The 23303-nt window shown below is 68.1% G+C and carries 21 protein-coding genes; 9 read left to right on the forward strand and 12 right to left on the reverse strand.

Features of this window, described 5'->3' with window-relative positions; genetic code table 11:
* Positions 1-9 precede the first annotated feature (9 nt).
* On the forward strand, positions 10-642 hold the full coding sequence (hisB, locus tag AB0F41_RS12650; protein WP_357423061.1) for an imidazoleglycerol-phosphate dehydratase HisB: 633 nt from the start codon (positions 10-12) through the stop codon (positions 640-642).
* A complete protein-coding gene (hisH, locus tag AB0F41_RS12655) occupies positions 639-1268 on the forward strand; it encodes an imidazole glycerol phosphate synthase subunit HisH (RefSeq protein WP_357423062.1) in 630 nt (209 codons plus the stop codon). Before hisB ends, hisH begins: the two co-directional genes overlap by 4 nt.
* A 118-nt stretch (positions 1269-1386) precedes the next feature.
* Here the strand turns inward: hisH and AB0F41_RS12660 are convergent, their stop codons facing one another.
* Positions 1387-2361: a prolyl oligopeptidase family serine peptidase gene (locus tag AB0F41_RS12660; protein ID WP_357423064.1), complete on the reverse strand. Its 975-nt coding sequence runs from the start codon at positions 2359-2361 to the stop codon at positions 1387-1389.
* A 109-nt stretch (positions 2362-2470) separates the two neighbouring features.
* On the opposite strand from AB0F41_RS12660, the gene AB0F41_RS12665 reads away from it, so the two are divergent.
* Positions 2471-3649, forward strand: coding sequence for a winged helix DNA-binding domain-containing protein (locus AB0F41_RS12665; protein WP_357423066.1), 1179 nt, complete (start codon positions 2471-2473; stop codon positions 3647-3649).
* Between the two features lie 21 nt (positions 3650-3670).
* Positions 3671-3925, forward strand: a complete 255-nt coding sequence (locus AB0F41_RS12670; RefSeq protein ID WP_357423237.1) for a GNAT family N-acetyltransferase — start codon at positions 3671-3673, stop codon at positions 3923-3925.
* Positions 3926-4004: 79 nt separating this feature from the next.
* Here the strand turns inward: AB0F41_RS12670 and AB0F41_RS12675 are convergent, their stop codons facing one another.
* From AB0F41_RS12675 to nadA, 8 genes are all read right to left on the reverse strand, one after another.
* Positions 4005-4868 carry an arylamine N-acetyltransferase gene (locus tag AB0F41_RS12675; protein ID WP_357423068.1) on the reverse strand — a complete coding sequence of 288 codons (864 nt, stop codon included), beginning with the start codon at positions 4866-4868 and terminating at the stop codon, positions 4005-4007.
* A 93-nt stretch (positions 4869-4961) separates the two neighbouring features.
* Positions 4962-6410, reverse strand: a complete 1449-nt coding sequence (locus tag AB0F41_RS12680) for an ATP-binding cassette domain-containing protein (protein WP_357423070.1) — start codon at positions 6408-6410, stop codon at positions 4962-4964.
* Positions 6407-7213, reverse strand: a complete 807-nt coding sequence (locus tag AB0F41_RS12685) for an ABC transporter permease subunit (RefSeq protein ID WP_357423072.1) — start codon at positions 7211-7213, stop codon at positions 6407-6409. Before AB0F41_RS12685 ends, AB0F41_RS12680 begins: the two co-directional genes overlap by 4 nt.
* Positions 7210-8139, reverse strand: coding sequence for an ABC transporter permease (locus tag AB0F41_RS12690; protein ID WP_357423074.1), 930 nt, complete (start codon positions 8137-8139; stop codon positions 7210-7212). Before AB0F41_RS12690 ends, AB0F41_RS12685 begins: the two co-directional genes overlap by 4 nt.
* Positions 8136-9566 (reverse strand): ABC transporter substrate-binding protein, encoded by a 1431-nt coding sequence (locus AB0F41_RS12695; RefSeq protein WP_357423076.1) that lies wholly within the window; start codon positions 9564-9566, stop codon positions 8136-8138. The genes AB0F41_RS12690 and AB0F41_RS12695 overlap by 4 nt, the downstream gene beginning before the upstream one ends.
* Positions 9567-9901: 335 nt before the next feature.
* The gene (gene nadC / locus AB0F41_RS12700) at positions 9902-10762 is read right to left on the reverse strand and encodes a carboxylating nicotinate-nucleotide diphosphorylase (protein WP_357423078.1); all 861 of its coding nucleotides are present in this window, start codon (positions 10760-10762) and stop codon (positions 9902-9904) included.
* Positions 10763-10859: 97 nt separating this feature from the next.
* Positions 10860-12452: an L-aspartate oxidase gene (locus tag AB0F41_RS12705; protein ID WP_357423080.1), complete on the reverse strand. Its 1593-nt coding sequence runs from the start codon at positions 12450-12452 to the stop codon at positions 10860-10862.
* A complete protein-coding gene (gene nadA, locus AB0F41_RS12710) occupies positions 12449-13495 on the reverse strand; it encodes a quinolinate synthase NadA (RefSeq protein ID WP_357423239.1) in 1047 nt (348 codons plus the stop codon). Before nadA ends, AB0F41_RS12705 begins: the two co-directional genes overlap by 4 nt.
* Before the next feature lie 84 nt (positions 13496-13579).
* Between nadA and AB0F41_RS12715 the strand changes: the two genes are divergently transcribed.
* Positions 13580-14329: an NUDIX domain-containing protein gene (locus AB0F41_RS12715; protein WP_357423082.1), complete on the forward strand. Its 750-nt coding sequence runs from the start codon at positions 13580-13582 to the stop codon at positions 14327-14329.
* Positions 14330-14471: 142 nt separating this feature from the next.
* Here the strand turns inward: AB0F41_RS12715 and AB0F41_RS12720 are convergent, their stop codons facing one another.
* Positions 14472-16094 (reverse strand): hypothetical protein, encoded by a 1623-nt coding sequence (locus tag AB0F41_RS12720; protein ID WP_357423084.1) that lies wholly within the window; start codon positions 16092-16094, stop codon positions 14472-14474.
* Positions 16095-16996: 902 nt separating this feature from the next.
* Positions 16997-17452 carry a MerR family transcriptional regulator gene (locus AB0F41_RS12725; RefSeq protein WP_357423085.1) on the reverse strand — a complete coding sequence of 152 codons (456 nt, stop codon included), beginning with the start codon at positions 17450-17452 and terminating at the stop codon, positions 16997-16999.
* Positions 17453-17515: 63 nt separating this feature from the next.
* Between AB0F41_RS12725 and AB0F41_RS12730 the strand changes: the two genes are divergently transcribed.
* The 4 genes from AB0F41_RS12730 to AB0F41_RS12745 all read left to right on the forward strand — a co-directional run bounded on the left by AB0F41_RS12730 (position 17516) and on the right by AB0F41_RS12745 (position 22879).
* Positions 17516-18427, forward strand: coding sequence for an NAD(P)-binding domain-containing protein (locus tag AB0F41_RS12730; RefSeq protein ID WP_357423087.1), 912 nt, complete (start codon positions 17516-17518; stop codon positions 18425-18427).
* The gene (locus AB0F41_RS12735) at positions 18424-18753 is read left to right on the forward strand and encodes a hypothetical protein (protein WP_357423089.1); all 330 of its coding nucleotides are present in this window, start codon (positions 18424-18426) and stop codon (positions 18751-18753) included. The genes AB0F41_RS12730 and AB0F41_RS12735 overlap by 4 nt, the downstream gene beginning before the upstream one ends.
* 899 nt (positions 18754-19652) lie before the next feature.
* Entirely contained in the window at positions 19653-21935 is a 2283-nt protein-coding gene (locus AB0F41_RS12740) for a hypothetical protein (RefSeq protein WP_357423091.1), read from the forward strand.
* A gap of 32 nt (positions 21936-21967) precedes the next feature.
* Positions 21968-22879 (forward strand): SMI1/KNR4 family protein, encoded by a 912-nt coding sequence (locus AB0F41_RS12745; RefSeq protein WP_357423093.1) that lies wholly within the window; start codon positions 21968-21970, stop codon positions 22877-22879.
* A gap of 152 nt (positions 22880-23031) precedes the next feature.
* On the opposite strand, the gene AB0F41_RS12750 is transcribed toward AB0F41_RS12745, so the two are convergent.
* Positions 23032-23244: a hypothetical protein gene (locus tag AB0F41_RS12750; RefSeq protein WP_357423094.1), complete on the reverse strand. Its 213-nt coding sequence runs from the start codon at positions 23242-23244 to the stop codon at positions 23032-23034.
* Positions 23245-23303: the final 59 nt, after the last annotated feature.

A 23303-nucleotide genomic window follows, 5' to 3' on the forward strand; every position in this document is an offset into this window, starting at 1 on the left:
GAAGTGAGTATGAACCGAACCGCGCGAGTGGAGCGCACCACCAAGGAATCCAGCATCGTGGTGGAGCTGAACCTGGACGGCACCGGGCAGACCGATATCGCCACCGGCGTCCCGTTCTACGACCATATGCTCACCGCGCTCGGTGCCCACGCCAGCTTCGACCTGACCGTTCGCGCCGACGGTGATATCGAGATCGAGGCACATCACACCGTCGAGGACACCGCGATCGTGTTCGGGCAGGCGCTGGGGCAGGCCCTGGGCGACAAGAAGGGCATCCGCCGCTTCGGCGACGCCTACATTCCGATGGACGAAACCCTCGCGCACGCGGCGGTGGACGTCTCCGGCCGTCCCTACTGTGTGCACACCGGTGAGCCGGACCATCTCCTGCACGCCGTGATCCCGGGCTCCCCGGTCCGGGGTCGCAATGATCCCGGCGCACCGTATTCGACGGTCCTGAACCGGCACGTCTTCGAATCGATCGCCCTCAACGCCCGGATCGCGCTGCATGTGCGGGTGCTCTACGGCCGCGACCAGCATCATGTGACCGAAGCCGAGTACAAGGCGGTGGCCCGCGCCCTGCGCGCCGCGGTCGAACCCGATCCCCGGGTGCAGGGTGTGCCCTCCACGAAGGGAGCCCTGTGACCGAGGTGGTGCTGCTGGACTACGGGTCCGGCAATCTGCATTCCGCCGAGCGCGCGCTGGTCCGGGCCGGCGCCACCGTCGAGGTGACCGCCGACCACGAGACCGCGCTCGCCGCCGACGGCTTGGTGGTGCCGGGTGTCGGCGCGTTCGCCGCCTGTATGGCGGGGCTGCGGGCAGTGCGCGGTGAACGCATCATCGGACAGCGCCTGGCCGGCGGGCGGCCGGTGCTGGGTATCTGCGTGGGGATGCAGATCCTGTTCGACCGGGGTGTGGAGTTCGGGGTGGAGACCGAAGGCTGCGGGGAATGGCCCGGGACGGTCGACAAACTGCAGGCCCCCGTGCTGCCGCATATGGGCTGGAACACCGTGGACGCCCCGTCGGACAGCGTGCTGTTCGCGGGCATGGATCCCGGCACCCGGTTCTATTTCGTGCACACCTACGCGGCCCGCTCGTGGGAGTTACCACCGAGCGACCACATCGCCGCCCCCAAGCTCACCTGGGCCGATCACGGCGGCCGGTTCCTCGCCGCGGTGGAGAACGGCGCCCTGTCGGCCACCCAGTTCCATCCGGAGAAATCGGGAGACGCGGGCGCGCAACTGCTGTCCAACTGGGTGAAATCACTCTGACCGGCGCGGCCGGCCCGGCGATACCGCCTGCCTGCCGGTCGCCCTGGCGGATCCGGGCCCGTGGTGACGGGCCGGGTACTCGGTATCGACTGAAGATACGCGGGCGTCCGATGGTGTACTACGCGGCGCATTTGGCGTTGGGCGGCGGGGGCGGCGCGGCTACGATGCCCCGCGCGACGTCCACCACATAGTCGCGGTTGCCGTCCACGGGCTCCGTTCCCAGCGCCAGCCGCTCCACCACACAACCGGCCTCGAACAGGACCGGGCCGACATTGTGGCGGCCCGGTTCGATCACCCCGTCGAGTGTGCGGCCGCTGACCACGGAGTAGAGGGTGCTCGGTTTACCGGTGAGCATCAGCGCGGCGCGCATCTGCATACTGGCCGTGTAGGGCACCACCTCGTCGGCGGTGCCGTGGATCAGGAACGCGTGCCGCAGGTTCATCCGTCCCGCCTGCAGCGCCGGGGAGCGGTCGGCGTAGGCCAGCGGGCAGGCCACCGGGTCGCACCCACCGGCGTCGCGCCGGATCTGGGCCTGCAACGCCGGGAAGTCGGCGGCCGGGCCCTGGTAGTGGGTGAACAGATTGGACGGCCCGAACGTGTCGACCCAGTAGTCGAACAGCCCGGCCGGACCGTAGGCAGCGGCCAGTCCGGTGGTCATGGCGCCCTGGCTCCAGCCCCACAGGATGGTGCGGGCGATCCCGGGCCGGGAGCCCTTGATCCACTGGGTCGCGGCGACCAGATCCCGCCATCCGGCCCACAGATTCCATTCCCCGGTGCGCCACTGTGGGCTGCCGCGCAGATCCATGGACAGGATGGGGGTGGCGGTGCGCGCCGCGATCGAGATCAGGTACTCCGAGTACTGGGCGGCGTTTCCGTTGTGACCGTGCGCGGCCACCACCAGCGCGTTGCCGGTGGGGCAGCCGTGCGGCTGGAAGAGCAGGCCGGTGGCCTGCTCACCGTCGACCGGGACCGCGACGGGGCGGGTCTGCACCGCGCACGCCTGGGTCGCCGCCGCGGGACCCGCGGCCAGCAGGGTCGCCGTCAATACCGGTAGCAGTGCCCCGGCCAGGTAGCTCACCGCACGTCTGCTCATCCTTCGAATATTCCACGGCGAGGGCCGCCGGAGCGGGAACTCGCTGGGCCGGTCGGCAATTCGCGTTCGACACGCCGCATGTCGGAGTCCGCCGATACCATCCGCGTCCATGTACTCCTTCACCGCCGAGCAGCGACGGGCCCGGCTCGGCATCCGGCATCGGCTGGCCACCGGGTATCGCGCGGACGATGTGGCGGAGATCGTGCGTTCCATGGTGGTCCTGCACGCCACCGATCCGGCGACCGTGCACCTGTCCGTGGCGGCCAGAGGTCACGATCTCGGTCCGGCGCAGGTCGAGCAGGCCCTGTACGACGACCGCACGCTGCTGCGCATGCTGGCCATGCGGCGCACGATGTTCGTCGCGCCCGTCGACCTGGTACCGGTACTGCACGCCTCCTGCGGCGGTGATCTCGCGGACAAGCAGCGGCGTACCTACGCGCGGTACCTGGACGAGGCCGGTATCGGCGACGGCGACGCCCAGGGCTGGCTCGCCGAGGTGGCCGAGGAGACCCATCGGGCGCTGCTGGCCCGGGGCAGCGCCACCGGCGCCCAGCTGAGCAAGGATGTCCCGGCACTGCGCACCCGGATCGATACCGCGCCGGGCAAGGCGTACTCGCGGCCGACCGGCATCACCACCTGGGTGCTGGTCCTCCTGGGCACCGAGGGCCGCATCGTGCGCGCCCGCCCGAACGGCAGCTGGTCGAGCAGCCAGTACTCCTGGGCCCCCGTGGAATCCTGGCTGCCCGCGGCGATCGAGGATCTCGATCCCGGCACGGCCCGCACCGAACTCGTCCGCCGGTATCTGCATACGTTCGGCCCGGCGCCGATCGGCGATATCAAATGGTGGACCGGCTGGACGCTGGGCCAGGTGCGCAAGGCGCTCACCGGTCTGGACACCGTCGAGGTGGATCTACACGGAACGCCCGGAATCGTCCTCGCCGGTGATCTCGAACCGATCCCGGTCCCGGAACCGTGGGCCGCCCTGCTGCCTCCGCTCGATCCGACCCCCATGGGCTGGCAGTCCCGCGCCTGGTATCTCGGCGACCACCGGCCGCAGCTGTTCGACCGCAACGGCAATATCGGGCCCAGTATCTGGTACGACGGCCGGATCGTCGGCGGGTGGGCGCAGCGCGCCGACGGCGAGATCGTCACCCGGCTGCTCGAGGATGTCGGCGCGCAGGCCGTGGCGCTGATCGAGGCCGAGACCGAACGCGCCGCCGGGTGGTTCGGCGGGGTGCGTCCGATTCCGCGGTTCCGCACTCCCCTGGAGCGAGAGCTGACGGCCTGAAACTCTATGGAATCCAGGTAGATTGCCGGGCGAAACGGATCGAGGACGCCGTTCGCCGGCACCGGGGCGGCCGAGGCGCTGATGCGGCGCTGGTTCGAACGGCTCGAAGCGGCCGGCACTTCGGGCTGTCATCTGCAGACCCTGGTCGAGAACGGCCGGGCGGTCCGCTTTTTCGAGCGGATGGGGTTCACCGGGTACGGACCGACCCCGGTCGTACCCGGGCTGCGGTACCGGGGCACCCGCGTCCATCAGCGAACCATGGTGCGCAACTGCTGATCTCGCACCATGGCCGGTAGGGCCGAACGCCCGGCCACCGCACGGTATCGCCCGTTCCGCAGGTATCCGGCCGGACCGGTCAGCTAGTCGCCCACGGCGCCCGCAGCAGGGCCGCGAGATCGTCTTCCGGGAGTTCGATATCGAAGACCTCGGCGAGCACCTCGGGCAGTTCCGCAAGGGCGAGTTCCCGGGAATCGGCCGAACCGTCGGGACGTTCGGTGGTCAGCGTGCGGCCGTCCAGGATGTGGTGCACACCGGGCAGGAACCGCTGTACGAACGGGCGCTGCGTGAACGGTGAACGCGGTGAGGTCGAGACGAAATGGTTGCCGACCTCGTAGTCGATCCGGTACTGCGGTTCGAGGGTGAAGGTGTACCGGTCCACCCAGCCGTTACCGGCGAATTGGTGCAGCTCCCATTCCACCTCGCCGAGTTCTCCGGTGCCACGCGCCAGCCGGAAACGCCATCCGCCCAGGGTGAACTCGTCGGAACTGTCGACCAGGGCGTACGGTGCGCTCGGCCCGGCCCCGAAACCCACATCCGCCAGCCAGTTCCGGTCGTCGTCGGTGGTGGTGATCCGCAGCAGCGCGTGGGTGGCCGGACGCAGCCCACCCGACCCCATGGTGACCCGCCCGCTCAGCCCGGTGACCCCGAACCCGATCCGCTCCAGAGCCGCCGCGAACACGATGACGTTCTCATAGCAGTACCCGCCGCGCCGCCGCCGCAGCAATTTGTCCTGCAGGGTCGCCAGGTCCAGCGGTATCGGCCGGCCCAGCACGGCCTCGAGGTTCTCGAACGGAACGGCGGTGGTGTGCGCGGCCACCAGATCACGGAGAACGTCCAGGGTGGGTGTGCGGGGCCCGAGGTAGCCGATCCGGTCCAGATAGCGGTCCAGATCCAGTTCCGCGCCGTTCCAGTGGTAGGCGGGGTCGGCCGGCTTCGGCATGGCATCCTCGTTTCTCCGGGGTCGTCCCGAGCAACCGCACGGATACCGCGGATGTTCCCGGGTCCGGGTCTACCGACGCGAACCCGATCGCGCTCAGACCAGCAACGCACTCGTATGCGTCGTACCGGGGCGGGCGAGGACCGCCGCCGTCTCGCCGTGCTCGGCGACGGCACCGTCGGCGAGCACGAGGATACGCGGGCAGTACCTGGCGACCAGGGTCATATCGTGGCTGATGACGAGGACGCCGATACCGTGGGCGAGCCGGGCGCGTTCGATCTGCTCCATGACCGTATGGGCGGTGTCGTCGTCGAGTGCGGAGGTGATCTCGTCGCAGATAAGAACATCGGGCGCGGCGGCCAATGCCCGCGCGATCGCCACGCGTTGCCGCTGGCCACCGGACAATTCCCCGGGATAGCGGGACAGCAGATCGGCTTCCAGGCCGACGTCGTCCAACAGGCCGATGGCGCGCTCTGTGATCTCCGCACGCGCCCGCACACCGTCGAGGCGCAGCGGGCGCGACAACGCCTGCCGCACTGTCCGCTCGGGGTTGAGTGTGGACAGTGGGTCCTGCGGCACCAGCTGTATCCGCCGCCGGTCGCGCCGGGAGCGGCGCGACCGCCCGACGGGCAGCGCCCGGCCCTTAACCTCCAAGGTTCCCGAGGCCGACGTGTGAATACCTGTCAGCACCCGCGCGAGCGTCGTCTTTCCGGCACCCGAGGGCCCCACGATCGCGAGTGCTTCCCCGGTACGGACGCTGATATCGATTTCTCGCAGCAGTTCCTTGCCGCCCGCCGTCGCGGATACCGCGCCGGCACACAGCGCCGGTGGGCCGGATGCGGTGGCTCGCGCCGGCCCGGGCCCCGACCACGCCGCCCGGGCGCGCGGTGGTTCACCCAGCGCGACGACCCGGTCGGCGAGCCGGTGGATCAAGTCGGTGTGGTGGCCGGAGACCAGGACCGCCCTGCCGTCGTCGACGGCGATCGACCGCAGCAGATCGGCGACACCGGCGCGTAATTCGGCGTGCAGGCCCGCCAGGGGTTCGTCGACGACGAGAACGCCGGCCTCACGGACCAGGGCGGCCGCGAGCGCGAGGCGCCGCTGTTCACCGCCGGAGAGTTCGCGCGGACGCCGCCGCAGGTAGCGCTCGGGCAGCCCGACCCGGGCCAGTGCCGCGCGCATGGCGGCCTCGTCGATCCGGGGGGCGGACTCGGCGAGTAGCGACCTGATGCGGTACGCCGGGTTCAGCGCGGCGCCCGGGTCCTGGCTCACATAGGCGAGATTGCGGCGCCGGAAGGACTGCAGTGCGGCGCCGTCCAGGGCGAAGACAGCGCGGCCGGCGACGTGCACCGAACCGCCCGACCGGACCATGCCCGCCGCCAGATGCCCGAATACGGCGCGCATCAGTGTGGTCTTACCGCTACCGGACGGGCCGGTCAGCGCGGTGACCGAGCCGGGCGGAACCCGCAGCGAGGCCGGCGCCAGCACCAGGGCACCGGAACCGGACCGGATACAGAGTTCGTCTACTGTCACGCCGCCGGTCACAGGCTGCGCCGTCCTTTCCCGAAACCGGCGACCGCGGTGTTCACGCTCACCGCCAGCAGACCGATCGCCAGGCTCGGCATCAGCGCCGCGGCCGGGTTGAGCAGGATGCCCGGGGCATTCTCCCGCACCATCACCGCCCAGTTGGCCTCGCCGAGAGTGGTCGGCAATTGCAGGAACGAGGCGGTACTGACGAGGTACATGGCTTCGACGAACCGCAGGCCCAGCTGGGTGAGCAGGGTTTCGCGCAGGTTCGGCAGCAACTCGCGGAATACGAGGTAGCCCGGCTGTTCGCCGCGGGCCCTGGCGGCCTCGATGAATCCGGAGGCGGCCACCCCCGTGGCGGCCGCCGCGAACACCCGCGCCGTATACGGCGTGCCCGCCACCACCGCGACGGCGATCAGTCCCACCACCCCGGAGTCGGGCCAGGAGAGCATGAACAGCAGGATCGCCAGTACGGGCGGGAGCATCATGCCGAGGTCGGCGGTCCGTTCGATCCAGGCCCCGGTTCCCGGATAGAGTGCGGCGACCGAACCGAGGATCGCCGCTGAACCGGTGACCAGCGCCGCGATGGTTGCGCTGACCAGCAGCAACCCCCAGCCGCCGTGCAGCAGCCGGCTCAGGACGTCGCGGCCGAGGCGATCACCGCCCAGCCATGCCGCACCACCGGGCTCGGCGAAAGTGATACCCACCGCGTGATCGACCGAATGCGGGGCGAGCACCGGCCCCACCGCGGCGACGGCGACGATCACGGCGGCCGCTATCAGGGCGGGCCACAGCTTCCGGGGCACGGTCACGGTGTTCATCGCCGACCCCGGTTCGCCCAGAGCCGGATACCGTCCGCGAACAGCAGGCCACCCAGGATGGTCGTCCCGGTCACTGTGACGACTGCCGCGACCAGTGCGGTATCGCGATCGGAGACCGAGCCGGCGATCATGGCGCCCATTCCCGGGTAGTTGAAGATCGTCTCGACCACCAGCGCACCGCCGAACAGGGTGCCCACCGAGGTGGCGAACGAGGTGGCGATGGTCGGCAACGCGAAGGGCAGGACATGCCGGATCAGCACCGTCCGCTCGGGCAGGCCGTTCAGGATCGCGTTGTCCACATGCGGCGCGGCGGCGGCATCGGCCAGCGCACCGCGCACCACCCGCAGATTCCAGCCCGCCTGCGGTATCGCCAGCGCGACCACCGGGAGGATCAGCATCTGCGGGCCGGCCGGGAAGCCGGACCGGTCGGTGAAGGTCACCGCGGGAAGCAGATCCAGCCACAGCGAGAACACCAGCACCAGAATCGTCGCCACGACGAACTCGGGCACCGCGATGACGAATGCCGAGCCCGGCCGGATAATCCGGGCGGCGATACCCGCCGGCCGCAGCGCCCACCACATACCGGCGAGCAGCGCGATCACCACCGTCACCGCGATCGCGATCGACGCGAGCAGCAGCGTCTGCGGAAATTTGCCGGCCAGCAGATCGTTCACCGATTGCCCACGGGCCGTGGTGCCGAAATCCCCGGTGAGCACCCCGCCGAGCCAATCCGCGAACCGCACCGGCAGTGGCCGGTCCAATCCGAGTTCGTGTTCCTTGGCGGCGATACGATCGGCGTCCGCATCGCGTCCGAGGACTGCGCGCGCCGCGTTGCCGGGCAGCAGGTCGACGACCACGAACACCAGCGCGAGCAGGGCGAGCAGCAGACCGAGCCGCCGGACCACCAGGCCGGCGACGGCTTTCACTGCGACAGCCAGACGCGTTCGAGCTGGACGCGGCCGTATCCGCCGAGTTCGGGAAGATCACGCACGGCGCCGGCCGCGACGTCGATACCGTCGGCCATACCCCAGACGATGTAGCCGCCGCGCTCGTGCTGGATCTGCTGGAGGTCGCGGCTCGCCGCGGCGAACTCCGGACCGGCGGGTGCGGCCAGAGCGGTGGTGTAGGCCCGGTCGAAATCCTGGTCCCGGAACCCGGTCTCGTTCCATTTCGTCCGCGAGTACATGACCTTGCTGGCGAAGAACACGACCGAATCGTTGGTTCCCCAGTTCACGGTATAGAAGGGCGCTTTGAGCCAGGTGTCGTCGTAGAAGGCGTTCGCCTCCTGGACGGCCACTTCGATCCGCACCCCGATGTCCTCGGCCTGGGTCGCGAAAACCTTCGCTGATTCGACCTCACCGGCGGCCTCCTGTTTCGTCACCAGGCGGTAGGTCTTCGCGGTATCGAACTTCGCGTCGGCCAGCAGCCGCTTCGCCCGATCGATATCGCGCGTGCGTTGCGGAATGGTCGTATCGAGGGACGGGTCGGCCGTACCGAGCACATCGTTGGCGACCGAGCCGTACCCCGACAACACCTGGGCCACCATCGCGTCGCGATCCACGGCGAGCCGCAAGGCCTCCCGCACCCGCGGGTCGGCGAACGGGCCGTCGGAGGTGCGCATCGCGATCGCGACCGCGATATCGTCCGGGCGACGCACCACTCGCAGATCGCCGCGGGTTTCCGCGGTGCGGCCGGCGATCGCACCGACATTGGACGCGAGGTCTATCTGGCCGCCCATGATCGCGTTCGACATCGACTCCGGGCTGTCGAACAGCGTGACCTCGATCGCGTCGAGCAGCGGCGGCCCGCCGAACCAGCTCTCATTGCGCACCAGCCGCGCGTTGCCGCCGTCGTAACTCTCGAGCCGGAACGGACCACTACCGACGGCCGCGGCGAAATCGGTGGTGCCCTCGGGCACCGTGAACGTCATCATCCGCAGCAGCAGCGGCAGCTGGCTGTTCGGCGCGGCGCAGGTCAGCACTACCGCATTCGGGCCCGCCGCAGTGATATCGCCGACCCCGGCCACGGGAACCTTGGTCTCCCCGGCGATCTCACGCAGGCGCCGCAGCGACCACACCACATCGGCCGAGGTCACCGGGCGGCCGTCGTGGAATCGCGCGCCGTCGGCGAGGGTGAAGGTCCACTTCCGCTGTTGCGCATCGGATTCCCAGCGCGATGCCAGCCGGGGTGCGACATTCGGGTCGTTTCCGGGGACGGTCAGCGGATCGTAGACCAGCGACATGATGAGGAAATCGCTGTCGTTGCTCAGCGTGGCATGCGGGTCCCGCTCGATCTTCGACGATTTTCCCAGCGCGCCGACCCGCAACGTGCCCCCGCGCCGCGGCGGCCCCACATCACCCGCTGCTGGGGAAGACCCATCCCCACATGCGGCGAGCGCCAGTAGTCCGGCGACTCCGAACCCGGCATGGAAGAGTTGACGCCTGTTGAGATCCACCGCTGGCCCCGATCATCAATGCAGGTTAGCCTCCGCTAACTCGAACGAGGTTAACTCCGGGCAGGCGGGGTGGGCAATATCGAGTTGCTTTCCGTTCCAACGAGAACGGCTACCGACGGCCGATCCGGACTGATGGCTCCGGCCGGTCACCGATGCGGTTTTCTACATCCGATCCGTCTTCGCCCGGACAGTGGTGACTGTCGCCCACAATGATGGACCTCAGCCGTCACGTGCTACATATCCAGTCCCAGGTCGAGGACCCGGACCGAATGTGTCAGGGCGCCGACGGCGAGATAGTCGACGCCGGTGCGGGCGTACTCGGTGGCCATATCGAGGGTGAGGCCGCCGGAGGACTCCAGTTTCGTGTCGGGCGCGACAGCATTGCGACGCTGCACCGCGGCCTGGGTCTGCCACAGCGGGAAGTTGTCGAGCAGGACCAGTTGCACGTTCTCGGCGAGCACGGCGTCCAGCTGTTCGAGGGTGTCGACCTCCACCTCGCAATCCAGCTCCGGCGCGGCGGCGCGCACGGCACGCAGCGCGTTCACCACCGACCCCGCGGCGACCACATGGTTGTCCTTGATGAGGGCGGCGTCGCCCAGCCCCATCCGATGGTTCACCCCGCCACCGGCGCGCACCGCGTACTTCTGCAGGGCGCGGAGGCCGGGCAGGGTTTTGCGGCTGTCCCGGATCCGGCAGCCGGTGCCGGCGACCGCGTCCACCCAGGCGGCGGTGGTGGTGGCGATACCCGACAGATGACACATCAGGTTGAGCATGGTGCGTTCGGCGGTCAGCAGACCGCGGGTCGGCGCGACCAGCCCGAGCACCGCGTCTCCCGGCACGATCCGGGTCCCGTCGGCCACGCGTTCGGTCACCTCGTATCCGCCCGCGCCGATCACCTCGTCCAGGACGAGCAGGCCGATATCGATACCGGCGACGGTCCCCGGCTGCCGCGCCACCACGGACGCCTTGACCGCGGCATCGGCCGGAACGGTCGCCGTGGTGGTGATATCGGGGCCGTAGCGCAGATCCTCGTCCAGTGCGGTCCGGATGAGCCCGCGGACCGCGTCGAGGTCCAGTGCGGTATCCACAGTCATCGTCGTTCTCCTCGTCTCCGCGTCCGCCGGGGTGACCGGCGGCCGGGCGGCGCCGCGTGACGCGCGCCCGGCAGGGGGTGGTTCGGTGGGCCGCCGGTCACGACGGCGCGGGCAGCGCGGCCGGTTCGGCGACCACGCAGGGCGTGCCCGAATGGTCCAGTCGCACCACGATTTCGCGGGCCTGCCGCGGCTGCGCGGCGGGATGGTCCGCGCGGGTATGGCAGCCGCGGCTCTCGGTCCGGGTCCGGGCGGCCAGGAGCATCGCCCGGGCCGTCACGGTGAGCGCCTCGTCCTCGACCCGGGTCACCGGATCGGTGGCCGGAGCACCGGTTTCGGCCTCCAGGGCGCGTGCGGCCGCGTCCAGACCCACGCCGTCGCGGACCACCGAGGCGTGCTCGGTCATGGTCCGCTGCACCAGCCCGCGCGGGACGAGCGGACGCTGCGGCCGGGACCACTCCCGCACCCGGGCCGGTTCGCCGACTCGTTCGACGGCGGCCAACCCGGCGCGTTCGCCCATCACCAGCCCCTCGAGCAGGCTGTTGGAGGCGAGCCGGTTCGCCCCGTGCAACCCGGTCCGCGCGACCTCACCGGCCGCGTAGAGCCCCGGTACCGCGGTGCGGCCCTGCAGATCGGTCACCACCCCGCCGCACTGGTAGTGCGCCGCGGGCGCCACCGGGACGAGATCCCGGCGCGGGTCGATTCCGGCCGCCCGGCAGGAGGCGGTGATGGTCGGGAAGCGACGGGTGAAATCGGCGACGGCGCGGGCGTCCAGGTAGACGTGATCGGTCCCGAGCTGCCGCATCCGGGCCGCGATGGCGCGCGACACCACATCCCGGGGTGCCAGATCACCACGTGGATGCACCCCGGCGGTCACCGGATCGCCGCGGGAGTCGACCAGAACCGCACCCTCCCCGCGTACGGCCTCGCTGATCAGCGGCCGGCGCCCGATACCGTCCGGCGAGTACAGCACCGTGGGATGGAATTGCACGAACTCCAGATCGGCCACCGCCGCTCCCGCCCACAGCGCCAAGGCCACGCCGTCGGCGGTCGCGCCGGCCGGGTTGGTGCTCAGCGCGTACAACCGGCCGAACCCGCCGGTGGCCAGCAGCACCGCCGGCGCGTGCACAACCCCGAGGCCGCGCGCGGACACCGCCAGCACCCCCTGCACACCGGTGGGGCCGGTGACCACCTCGAGCACCGCCGTGCCGAACCGAACCGGCAGCCCCGCCACCGAGAGGGCCCGTTGCACTTCGGCCCCGGTCGCATCGCCACCGGCGTGGATGATGCGGCGGGTGCTGTGCCCGCCTTCCCGGGTCCGCGAGACCTGCCCGTCGCGGCCCAGGTCGAAGACGGCGCCCAGATCGGTGAGCGCCGCGACCGCGTCGGGCCCGCTCTCGACGATGGAACGCACCGCGCCGGGATCACACAGGCCACCGCCGGCCGCGAGGGTGTCGGCGACATGCGAGTCGACCGAATCGCCGTCCGGTGCCACGACCGCGATACCGCCCTGCGCGTATTGGGTGGCGGTATCGGTGGGCCCGCCCTTGCTGAGGATCAGCACCCGCAGCCCGCGCAGCGAGGCCGCGCGCGCCGCGGTGAGGCCGGCCACGCCACCGCCGATGACCACCAGGTCGGCGTGGTCCTCCCACGCCGGAGCGTCCTGCCGGTCACCGTGCGGTGACGGTGTCATTCCCCGCCGCCGGGGTTACCGATTTCGATCATGCGCTGCACCGAGTTGCGGGCCCGGTCGGCGGTTTCCACGTCGACGTGCACTTCGTCGCGGTTGTCCGTGAGGCAGCGCAGCAGCGCGGCGGGGGTGATCATCTTCATGTACTGGCAGGAAGCGCGGTCGTTCACGGCCTGGAAATCGATCCCGGGGGCGGCCTTTCGCAGCTGGTGCAGCATGCCGACCTCGGTCGCGACCAGCACCTGCGACGATTTCGCGGCCCGGGCGGCGTCGATCATGCCGCCGGTGGACAGGATGTGCACCCGGTCGGCCGGGAACTCGCCCTCACCCGCGAGATACAGCGCGGACGTGGCGCAGCCGCATTCGGGATGGACGAACAATTCGGCGTCGGGGTGGGTGCGGGCCTGTTCGTTCAGCTCGTCACCGTTGATCCCGGCGTGGACGTGGCATTCGCCCATCCAGATATGCATGTTCTCGCGACCGGTCTCCCGCTTCACATGCGCGCCGAGGAACTGGTCCGGCAGGAACAGCACTTCGCGATCGGGGTCGATGGAGGCCACCACATCGACCGCGTTGGACGAGGTGCAGCAGATATCGGTGAGCCCCTTGACCGCGGCCGTGGTGTTGACATACGACACCACCACCGCATCCGGATGTTCGGCTTTCCACTCCCGCAGGTCCTCGGCGGTGATGGAATCGGCCAGCGAACAGCCCGCGCGCTGGTCGGGGATCAGCACGGTTTTCTCCGGGCTCAGGATCTTGGCCGTCTCGGCCATGAAATGCACACCGCAGAACACGATGGTGTCCTCGGCCGCTTCGGCGGCGATCCGGGACAGCGCCAGCGAATCGCCCACATGATCGGCCACGTCCTGGATCTCGGGCAGCTGATAGTTGTGCGCGAGAATGGTGGCGTTGCGCTGCCGCGCCAGCCGTTTCACCTCGGCGGCCCATTCCGGTGTCGCCTCGACCCCGGTATAGCCCGACGGCCCGTCGCTGATCCGCTCCCGCAGTGCGGTACCCGGCGCCGGGGCCAATTCTGCTCCCATCGTCGCCATGGTCGCTCCTTCCTCCGTGCGATCGGCAACTCCGCCGATTCGCACTCACCAGGTTTTCGACTTATGATCGAAAACGTGGACCAGTTTAGCACCATCCATGAATCCCTCACCGCGGTGTTCCAGGTTCGCCACTTCCCTGCCGGCATCACCGCAGGTGAGAGCGATCACAAGGGGCGGACCGGGCGCCGGGTGGGCGGCCGGCGCAGCGAACTCGCGGTCCTGCTGTGGCAGCGCGCGCTGGACCCGCAGCAGGGCACCTGGTCCCTACCCGGCGGCCGGTTGCGCAACGACGAGGATCTGGACACCTCCGCCCGGCGCCAGCTCGCCGAGAAAGTCGATGTGCGCGAGGTCAACCACCTCGAGCAGCTGTCGGTGTTCAGCGCCCCGGACCGCGTGCCCGGACCACGCCGTATCGCCTCGGCCTATCTGGGCCTGGTCCCACTCACCGTGGACCCCCGCCTGCCCTCGGACACCTCCTGGCATCGGGTCTCGGCACTCCCGGAGATGTCGTTCGACCACGGCACGGTGGTCGAGCACGCCCGCACCCGGCTGGCCGCCAAACTCTCCTACACCAATATCTCCTTCGCCCTCGCCCCCGAGCGATTCACCATGTCGACGTTGCGGGAAATCTACTGCGCGGCACTCGGTTACGATGTCGATACGACGAACCTGCAGCGCGTGCTGACCCGGCGCAAGGTGATCACCCCCACCGGCGACACCGCTGCTCCCGGACGGGCCGGGGGGCGGCCCGCCTCGGTGTACCGGTTCTCCGAAACCGGGCTCCGGGTCACCGACGAGTTCGCCGCCCTGCGCCCCCGCACCTGACCTCCGGGCCGGATTCGCCGGCCACCCTCGCCTGCCCACGGTTATCGGCCGCGGGACACCGTCGAAGGCGGATTTCCGAAGTCGCCTGTATTGATCGAGATGCCGTCATCAGGCGGTGACATGCAGTTGAATGGCGAGTTGGCTATCGATCGGCGACGACAACCGGGTCGCCGTGGTCGGTTGGACTCTTTTCGTTCATTTCTCGACGTGTCGGGGGTACATCGAGCCGTTGCGCCTTCACTGTCGCGGCGCTGGTCTTCGTATCGCTGCCTCGGGCCTGGCTCACGGCCCGAAGTTCGCTCCCAGTGCCCTGCGCACCGACATGGCCGGTTTCCAGTCCGGCGCGCCGCTGACGGCGGAGTCCGGTGAACGGGCCGAATCCGCCTTGCTTGCTGTCCATCCGGGTGGAGAAGGGTCGCAGACGGCCATCGACGATCACTTCGAGTATGCGACCACGTCCGGCTCCGAACACCACGAGTACGGCGCTGCGCCGCGCCCAGACCGCGACATCACCTGTGACGGCCGAGGACAGCTCCTGGATCTCGACCGCATCGTCCACCGATACGGTCGTTTTCGGGCTCGTATACGCGGACCGGGCATGCGTGCTCGGCCGATCGTCGAACGCTGCATCGAGTACCTGTGCGATCATCGGTGAGACTTCCTGCCTCCGACCGTCCGGGAACACATACACAACGAGTTCCTCCGTCGAGCGTTTGCGCGACCGGCTGGATGCGCCGACGCCGGACCGTTTCCCGGAGGATGGAACGTTGTGCTGTCGAGCCCACGGCCCGACACCGGCCTGATCGCTCCACGGGGTCTGGGTGCGGGCTGTTGCGGCGGGCGTGGGCGCAGTGGCACGTTTCCCCGCTGCCTGTTCACCGCCGCTGACACCCCCAGCCGACCCAGACGCACTATCGTTGGCCGCCGTCGACGAAGTGTGGCCGGGCGGCCCCGCCGCAGTGCCCACGACGTTCGAGCCAGCACTGGGTGGTGTTTGGTCAGATTCCCCCGAATTGACCTGCCATGGAATCGTTTCCGGGGCAAGATGCGCGGCGGAGCCCGTGACCTGTGGCGTTGCGGACGGCTGTGCCGTTGCGGTGTCGCGGCGACTGTGCGGACCCGAGTTATCCACTCCACCCGGCATCTCCATCCGACCCTGCGTCCCGTCGTTCCCCGCTACCGGCGCGCGACCCGTTCGAGGCTGTTCCGGCATGATCGCGGTCGGCGCCGGGCGCCGTGCCGGCTCGTTCAGGTGCCCGGCCAAGCGGTCGATCGAAGCAGCCTGGGTGGACAGGGATTTCGTAACGTCCTGAACGATCTGGTCGACACGGTCGAGGCCGGCGGAAAGGTAGCGGAGGATGTGCTCCCCCTTGCTCTGACCGATCGGAACCGTCGCCGCGTCACCGTTGATCCGGTGAATGGCGGCTTCGATGTCCGCTCGACCTTCGCGGGCGGCGATCAATGAACGGCGAACCTGATCGGCCAGCCGCCTATCGCCTTCCTGAAGGTCGCGAAATCTGTGCCCGAGTTGCGTTGCCAGCTCTTCGTAACTTTTGATGTGTGCTCGCGCAGTTCCTTCTACGCCACGGACAGCCGCCTTCTGCGGTACCTCGGCGACGGAATCCGAGCCGAAAAGATCCCAATTCCGGCGAAGCGTCCGCGGCAGTTTGCGGTAGTAATCCTCGACAGCCGGAGAAAATCTGAACTCGGCCGGATAAGTGGGCGCACTCTGATCCGGCATCAGAACCTCGGGCATCTCGGCCATACAGCGCTAGTCTCCCCGGCCGATGCTCACTGTCGGAAGTGCGCTGGGAAACAGCCCGTCATCGGACAATGCCATCCGTCCGATCGTTCCTGAACCTTGCGCAATGGTATAGACGGTGGCGGGACTTCCCATTTTGTACGCGAGCTCATCGAATTTTTCGAGAGGTAGCCGCTCACCCAACCTTGCCGCGAGCTTCGCATCCTGCACGAGCCCGCGGCCCAACCACCCACCGGCCGCTCCACCGGCAGCGCCCAGAGCCGCATGGGTGAGGACGCCACCCATACCGGGTTCCCCCCCGATCTCTTTCATTGCCCAGCCATTGACCGCACCCCCGATGAGTCCACCGACCAAGCCGCCAACGGGACCCCAGAGACCTCCGATCGCAGGCGCAGCGATAGAAGCGACACTCGCACCGAGACTCAGCCAAGGATTTCCCTGGTCGGAGTCGGGGTAGGTGCTGTACTCGCTCATCGGGTGCTCCGCCTGCAGAAAACGTCGGATCGGATCGAGCAGCCCACTGCGACCGGTGTGCACACCGAGCCTCGCTGACCGTCCTGGTCACATTACCAAGTCCGACGGCTCGGCAAAGTCTTGCGACTCCGACGAAAAGTGTTGGATCCCAACCATCCTCGACCGATTACCCTGGCCTGTTGCACCGAAGTACTCACACTTCCGCGCAGGCCTCACCACTCTCCAGCGGTGAGAAGTTGCAAGCGAAGGCGTGGCCGACGCACGCGGCGAAGCATGCCGGGTGGTGGAACGCCGAACGCAAGCAGGAATGGTTCGGCTCCTGGCGCACGCCCACGCCTGGGCGCGGCCGGCGCCGCCGAAACGGGCCCTGTGGGGACACCACCCATCAATTGATGAACGAGCGCCCCCGACCGCCGAGCCTGGTGTGGTCATCATCGGCGGGCGGGGCCGGGGAGTGCGTTGTTCAGCGATGCGTCGATGCCGGCCGCAGCGGTGCTGTCGACCGCGCGGCAGGCAACACTCTCGGCGGCTGTGGGAGACGGCGCTGCGGCCACGATGACGTCCAGGGCGGAACGCGCGGCCAGCAGATCAGCCACCGCCTTGTCGATTCGCTCCCGCTCCCGGTGCAGGTCGGGAAGCATATCGGGGCACGCGGGCGCCAAGCCTTGGCCGTCGTCGATCATGCAGGGCAACAGCGTGGCGATCGTCTGGGTATTGAGTCCGGCCGCCAGCAGCGTTCGAATGTTCTGGACTGTCCGGACATCGTCTTCACGGTACTCGCGATACCCGCTGGGGCGCCGTACAGGTCGTAATAGACCTTGCTCCTCGTAGTAGCGCAGTAGGCGCACACTGACACCGGTTCGCTGAGACAGGGCTCCTATGCGCATATGCCGACCCCATACGGATTCGAGTTGACTCTCACATCGATGTGAGAGTTTAGCGTAGCCCGCATGGCACCGAAGCACGCGATCGAACAGCAGGACAACCGGGTCACCCTCGTGGGGCTCGGACCCATGGGCTTGGCACTGGCCGAAGCATTGTTGAATCAGGGACATTCCCTCACCGTCTGGAACCGCACCCCCGGCAAAGCCGACGGGCTGGTCGCACAGGGCGCCGGGCGCGCGCAGACCGTGTCCGAGGCGGTCGCCGCGAGCCCGATCACGATCGTGTGCTTGAACGACTACGAGACCATGTATCGGGTCTTCGACCTCGCTACCGCGGAGCTCGAGGGCCGCGCCCTTGTCAACCTCACCTCCGGGACACCGAGCGAGGCGCGCACAGCTCTCGCGTGGTCCGCCGAGCACCGGGTCGACTACCTCGACGGCGCCATCATGGTGCCGCCACCGTCGGTGGGCGAACCCGACGCGGTTTTTCTGTACAGCGGTGAGCAGGGCGTTTTCGATCGGCACCACGCGGTGTTGACCAGCATGGGCGACCCACGCCACCTCGGAGCCGATATCGGGCTGGCGGTGCTCTACAACACCGCTTTGCTCGACATGATGTACGCGACCATGAACGGCTGGCTGCACGCGACCGCTCTGCTCGAGTCCGCGAATGTATCGGCGCAGAAGTTCGCCGAATTGGCCCTCGGCTGGTTCATGCCGAGCGTGGTCGACTACGCGTCACTGGCCGAGCGGGCGCCCGACCTGGACGCCGCCGACTACCCCGGCACCCTGGGCACGCTGGAAATGAATCTGAATGCGCTGGAACACATCACCCGCACCAGCGAAGAGCAGGGCGTCCACTCCGGCCCGCCGCGGCTGATGAAGGAGATAGCCGAACACGCCATCGCGCGAGGTCACGGCGGGCAGAACTACCTCGCCGTCTACGAGCTGTTCAAGAAGGCGAGGCCGCGTTCGTGACCCGATTACCACCGGCCTGCATCATGCCCTCACCGAAACCGTGGCGGCACGAAGCCGGCCGCGCGCTCGCCGCGGGAATCTCCCCGGACTCGGCCGCGACCGCGCCGATCGTGGATACCCTCACCGCCCGCTACGCCGAGACTTTCGGCAAACCCGACGACGACGCCCTCCGGCGGCGGATGCTCGAACGACTGGAAGTGGCCAATGTCCCCCGCGTCGCGTGGTACTGGCAGCCTCTTCCCGCATGCCGAGGAGCTGATCGACGCACCCCCGCCCGGATCTCGGCGTGCCACCGAGCCGCCCGGCGCCGCATCCGGAACCGGTGAAGGGTATTTATTCGATACTTGCAGTATTCGGGGTTCGCCGATCGGCCGGAAATGCATATCCCGCATCACGCCCAAAGATGATGACCACGGCGCGTTCGCGGTGGCCGCGGATTAGGCGCGGGGATCCTCGACGGACAGGCGGTGGTACCGGCCGATCCGCGATCTCAGGCCCGCGTCGCTGTTGCCTGGGTGTCCGACGTCGGGTGCGGGTCCGGTGTGTTCAGGGGTGGCGATCGGGAAGGCCGGATCGAAGGTGTCGAGCAGTGCAATGCGCCGCCACCGACCTTGGCGCCCTGTGACTCGGGCAGGCGTCCCGTCGCGCCGGCGGTGTGACGCTGGGGCCACTCTGCCGATCCCTCCGGGGGCGGGTCGATATTTCAGATGCAGTTTGGCGAAAAGGTGCGTATGCATTGTGACCTGCGTCGGGGCCGCAAACGTAACTGCGTGACAGAAGCGCGAAAGTTGATTTTCAGCAGCGACATTCGGGGAGAGCCGGGTTTCGAAGGCCCGCGGCCGGGTAGGCCGTGGAGAGTGGTCCTTGAGGCTGGTGAGACTGGCGGGGCTGAAGTGGCATGACCAACCGGCAGCGAGGACGAGGAGGGCGTATGCGGGTCGATTCAACTGGTCGGTTACAGCGCGGGAGGCAGATTCGCGCGACGATTGCCGCAATGGTGGTGTCCGCAGTACTGGTTGTCACCGGGGGCGGTGTCGTTGCCGCGCAACCCAGTACCTCGCCGGATGAACCGAGCGGACCACCCGCACCCACACCGGAATCCTCGGTGACACCGCCACAGTCGCCCTCGCCCTCGCCCGCGCCGCCCCCGCCACCACCGTCGGAAACGACACCACCGGCCTCGCCGTCGGCACCTGCCCCGGATACCGTTTCACCATCGACTCCTGTGCCGGCGCCGCAGTCCTGCACGCCGGATGGGTCCGGGGGCAAGGTCGATCCGGAGCAGTGGACGCCGACGCAGAACCCCAAGACCACGGTCGTGCCGGGCCAGATGCGGTCGGACTGTGAGGAGCTGCCGGAGGGCTTCACCAAGGCCGACGCCGACAAGGCCGAGACCATGGAGGCCGGATTGGTGGCGCCTCAGCGGACCGGTACGCGGGCTGCTGAGGCGTGCCAGGTGTATTGGCCCGCCCCGTATCAGGTGTGTGGTGCGATCCGTGACAAATACAACGCGCTCGGAGGCCCGAACAGTTTCCTGCTGTGGCCTACGAGCGGGGAGTTGACCAACCCCGACGGTGCAGGGAAGCGTACAACTTTTCAGAATGGGCCGATCTACTGGTCTGCCGGCGGGGGCGCGCACCCGGTGGTGAACCACTTCTTCGCCGCCTGGCAGCGCAATGGCTGGGAGGCCGGGGTCTTGGGTTATCCAACCTCCGATGAGATCGTCAACCCCGACGGTGTCGGCCGCCGCCAGCACTTCCAGCGTGGTGACATCTATTGGCGGTTGAACGAGGCCTACGCTATCGGTGGAGCGATCCGAGACCGGTGGATTCAGCTCGGTGCCGAGGCCGGCGCCCTCGGATACCCGACGACCGACGAAATCGTCGCGGGCAAGTACGACGGTCGCTACAACAACTTCGAGAACGGAACGATCACCTGGTCAGGAACGACAGGTCTCGATGTGCTCTACGGGCCCTTTCGCGACAAGTGGGCCGCCGTCGGCAGAGAGGGTGGGACTCTGGGGTACCCCACCACCGATGAACAGGTGACGCCGAACGGGTTGGGACGCTACGCCCTGTTCGAAGGCGGATCCATTTACCGGAAGAACGGTGCACCCGGTCCTTTCACTGTTGCCGGTGCAATCCGCCAGCAGTGGGGAGACTCCGGCTGGGAGGCGGGCCGGTTCGGATTCCCCACCAGCGATGAGTACGACTTGGACGGCGGGCGCGCCCAGGATTTCGAAGGCGGCACCCTGGCCTGGAACATCGGCGATCCGCGATCCGATTTCGATCCGCCCACCGGCGCCTGCCCGGCGGCCATCTGTGAGAACCCCGCAACCGGGGTGCGCGACGACTCGCCGACCATACAGCGGGCCCCTGCCGACGACAAGCTGCCGCCGCCGTGTAGCGAAGTCAGCAAGATGGCTCCCGACCCCAGCAAACAAATCCTGTGTACCAAAGATGATCCCGCCGGGACGGGACAGCGGGCGTTGTCAGGGCCAGCGTACCCTGCCGATTCCGCGATCCAGAAAGAGTGTTACGACGAATTTCCAGGCGTCCACACCGAGCGGCTGTACTCCTGCCGAGTAGTCGTCGTGAACTACGAGATCATGGTGCCCGGCGAAACAGAGCCTGCAGGCGGGACCCAGCTCATCGTCGAGCTGGAGTCGCGCACCAAGTGGAACACCAAGGTCTTCACTTTCCGCCAGCGGGCCACCGTCGTCGACGTGTGGGGCGCGATGTCCTACGCGAAGCTGAAGATGGCTCCAATCTGCCAAGTACCAGGGCAGAACTGCGACATCCAGGGCACCCAGATGCCGTGGTGGGAGATGGAGGACGGCAAGAAGTTCTTCGTCGAGAACGACATCGATCCCGGCAATATCCCGCAAGACCAGTTGGTCGGGGTCAACAAGCTGGCGGTGGATTTCAACTTCCGGCCAAGTGACTCCTACAGCTGGGCAGAGATCGTGCACGTGCAGGAAGCCCCGCTGGCCGTGATCCGCTGCGACAACATGCTCTCAGCGAACAAGCCAGGGTGCGTTTTTCCGGAGATCAGGCCGGTGCTGACCTATAACGAACCAGCGAAGGTCGGAGAGCTCGCCGGCCACATCGCCGCAGCGCAGAACTCCGGCGTCCCCGGAGGTGTAGGCGGAACACCGCTGCACAAGGGCACCCAGGAACTCGAGACTGTGAACAGGGACATTACCTGTAAAAAGAATCCGAGGGTTCCGAGTCCGGTTCCGACCGGTCGTGACTGTGATGAGTACCCATTCGCATCCAGCCGCGAAGGCGGTAGTTTCGGTGGTGCGGAACGGACCTTCACCGATGGATGCTTGCTCCCTGATGTCGCCCAGGGCGTCACGGGCCCCGGCTACAGCATCTGCATGATCAATCTGAGCCACAACCGAAGTGGCGGCAGCTCGGCCCGCTGGTTCTATCACTGGAATAGGGTGCTCAAGGATGACCCGTTCTATGTGCAGGCGCTGAACGGCTCTTTGCCGACGCCGTAAGAGCGCGACAGGGCATGGGAAAGGTGGTAGTGGTGAGGTGGACCGTTTCGATACCGAAACCGGAGACGATTCCCCCGTCGGCGACTGGCCTCGACGGCGAGGCGTCCTCCCTCGAACAGGCCGCCCATGCCCTGGTGCAAGCCGCGCGCGAATTCCTTCACTCCCGGCAGCGTGCGCCCAGTTCGAGTTCGGTAGAAGGCCACATCGATGGAAAGATGATCACCATCGAGGGCCTGCTCGACCCAGCCCGGCCCGAGCGTGAAGTCGTCGAACAGATCATCTCCGTCGCCGCCACCACACCACCTGCGGTCACCCCCAGCGCCCCGGCCCCCGAACAGCCCCGACGGCAGCCGCGGCAATCCCTCCACCCAGGCAACATCGAAACCCAGCTCGCGCGCCTCCAGCACTGGGCGCAAACCCGACTGGACCGTAACGCGTTCACTCCGGCTACAGACATCGATCTGGATGCGGTCGAACACAGTTGGGCGATAAATCTTCCCGCCGACCTGCGCGTGTTGTTCCGCCACGTCGGCGAATACCTGCCGACATTGATGCCCGGCTACGACTTGCTGACAGTGGCCCGCAGCAACGAAATACGAACTGTGTGGCTCAGCATCGGCACCGACCAGCGAGAACGGATCCCAGAGTTCGCGGCCGAATTCGATCCGGCGGAGTTGAGTGCTGAACCCGCGGGCTCGGCTTGCGAGCTGTTCCTGCCCGAATTCATCCCCGTAGCCGACCGCGGCGAGACCTTGTTCGTCGATACGCGCGCCGGTGACCTCACGGGCTGCGTGAGTGAATACAGCGCCGAGGGTGCCTCCGACGGCTGGCTGTGGCCATCGATCACGGCCATGTTCGCCGTGCTCGCCGACAGCGTCGAGGAGGGCACCACCTTCCTGGGTCAGCGTCCCGTCGTGCGTGATCGGACGTTGTTCTGGCAGTGACAAACCCGCGGCATGACCGACCTCTCGCAGCTGGACGGAGCGTAGCCGAAGCCCCGGATCGCGCCGGCCTCCATGGACGCCGGTCCGGCCCGGTCTCTGTCCCCGTGGCCAATGAGCAGGGCGGATCCCGGTGCTGATGAGCTCTTACCCCTCTATTCGTCGTCGTACCCGCTCTCGGCCCAGTCGGCGAACTCCTGCCACTTGATCGGGATGCCGCTCTGCTTCCCGACCGGCACCCAGTCCAGTCCGCCACGCGAGATCTTCATGGTGCCCAGCTTTCTGTCGTCGACCTTCACGTCGAAATCCATATCGATACCTGCGATCAGCAGGTTCTTGGTCGACAATCGCACCTCGTGTTCAGCCACACCGGCCTCCTCACCTACTCGCTGCCACCCAGCTCGGCTGCCATCGCGCCGATGCCGAG

This window comes from Nocardia sp. NPDC024068, assembly GCF_040638875.1.
Classification (GTDB): Bacteria; Actinomycetota; Actinomycetes; order Mycobacteriales; family Mycobacteriaceae; genus Nocardia.

Coding starts and splice junctions, on each gene's coding strand:
- AB0F41_RS12685 (WP_357423072.1), bottom strand. CDS start 7,213: ATGAACACCGTGACCGTGCCCCGGAAGCTGTGGCCCGCCCTGATAGCG.
- AB0F41_RS12675 (WP_357423068.1), bottom strand. CDS start 4,868: ATGCCGAAGCCGGCCGACCCCGCCTACCACTGGAACGGCGCGGAACTG.
- nadC (WP_357423078.1), bottom strand. CDS start 10,762: ATGACTGTGGATACCGCACTGGACCTCGACGCGGTCCGCGGGCTCATC.
- AB0F41_RS12730 (WP_357423087.1), top strand. CDS start 17,516: ATGGCACCGAAGCACGCGATCGAACAGCAGGACAACCGGGTCACCCTC.
- AB0F41_RS12660 (WP_357423064.1), bottom strand. CDS start 2,361: ATGAGCAGACGTGCGGTGAGCTACCTGGCCGGGGCACTGCTACCGGTA.
- hisB (WP_357423061.1), top strand. CDS start 10: ATGAACCGAACCGCGCGAGTGGAGCGCACCACCAAGGAATCCAGCATC.
- AB0F41_RS12665 (WP_357423066.1), top strand. CDS start 2,471: ATGTACTCCTTCACCGCCGAGCAGCGACGGGCCCGGCTCGGCATCCGG.
- nadA (WP_357423239.1), bottom strand. CDS start 13,495: ATGGGAGCAGAATTGGCCCCGGCGCCGGGTACCGCACTGCGGGAGCGG.
- AB0F41_RS12720 (WP_357423084.1), bottom strand. CDS start 16,094: ATGGCCGAGATGCCCGAGGTTCTGATGCCGGATCAGAGTGCGCCCACT.
- AB0F41_RS12705 (WP_357423080.1), bottom strand. CDS start 12,452: ATGACACCGTCACCGCACGGTGACCGGCAGGACGCTCCGGCGTGGGAG.
- AB0F41_RS12725 (WP_357423085.1), bottom strand. CDS start 17,452: ATGCGCATAGGAGCCCTGTCTCAGCGAACCGGTGTCAGTGTGCGCCTA.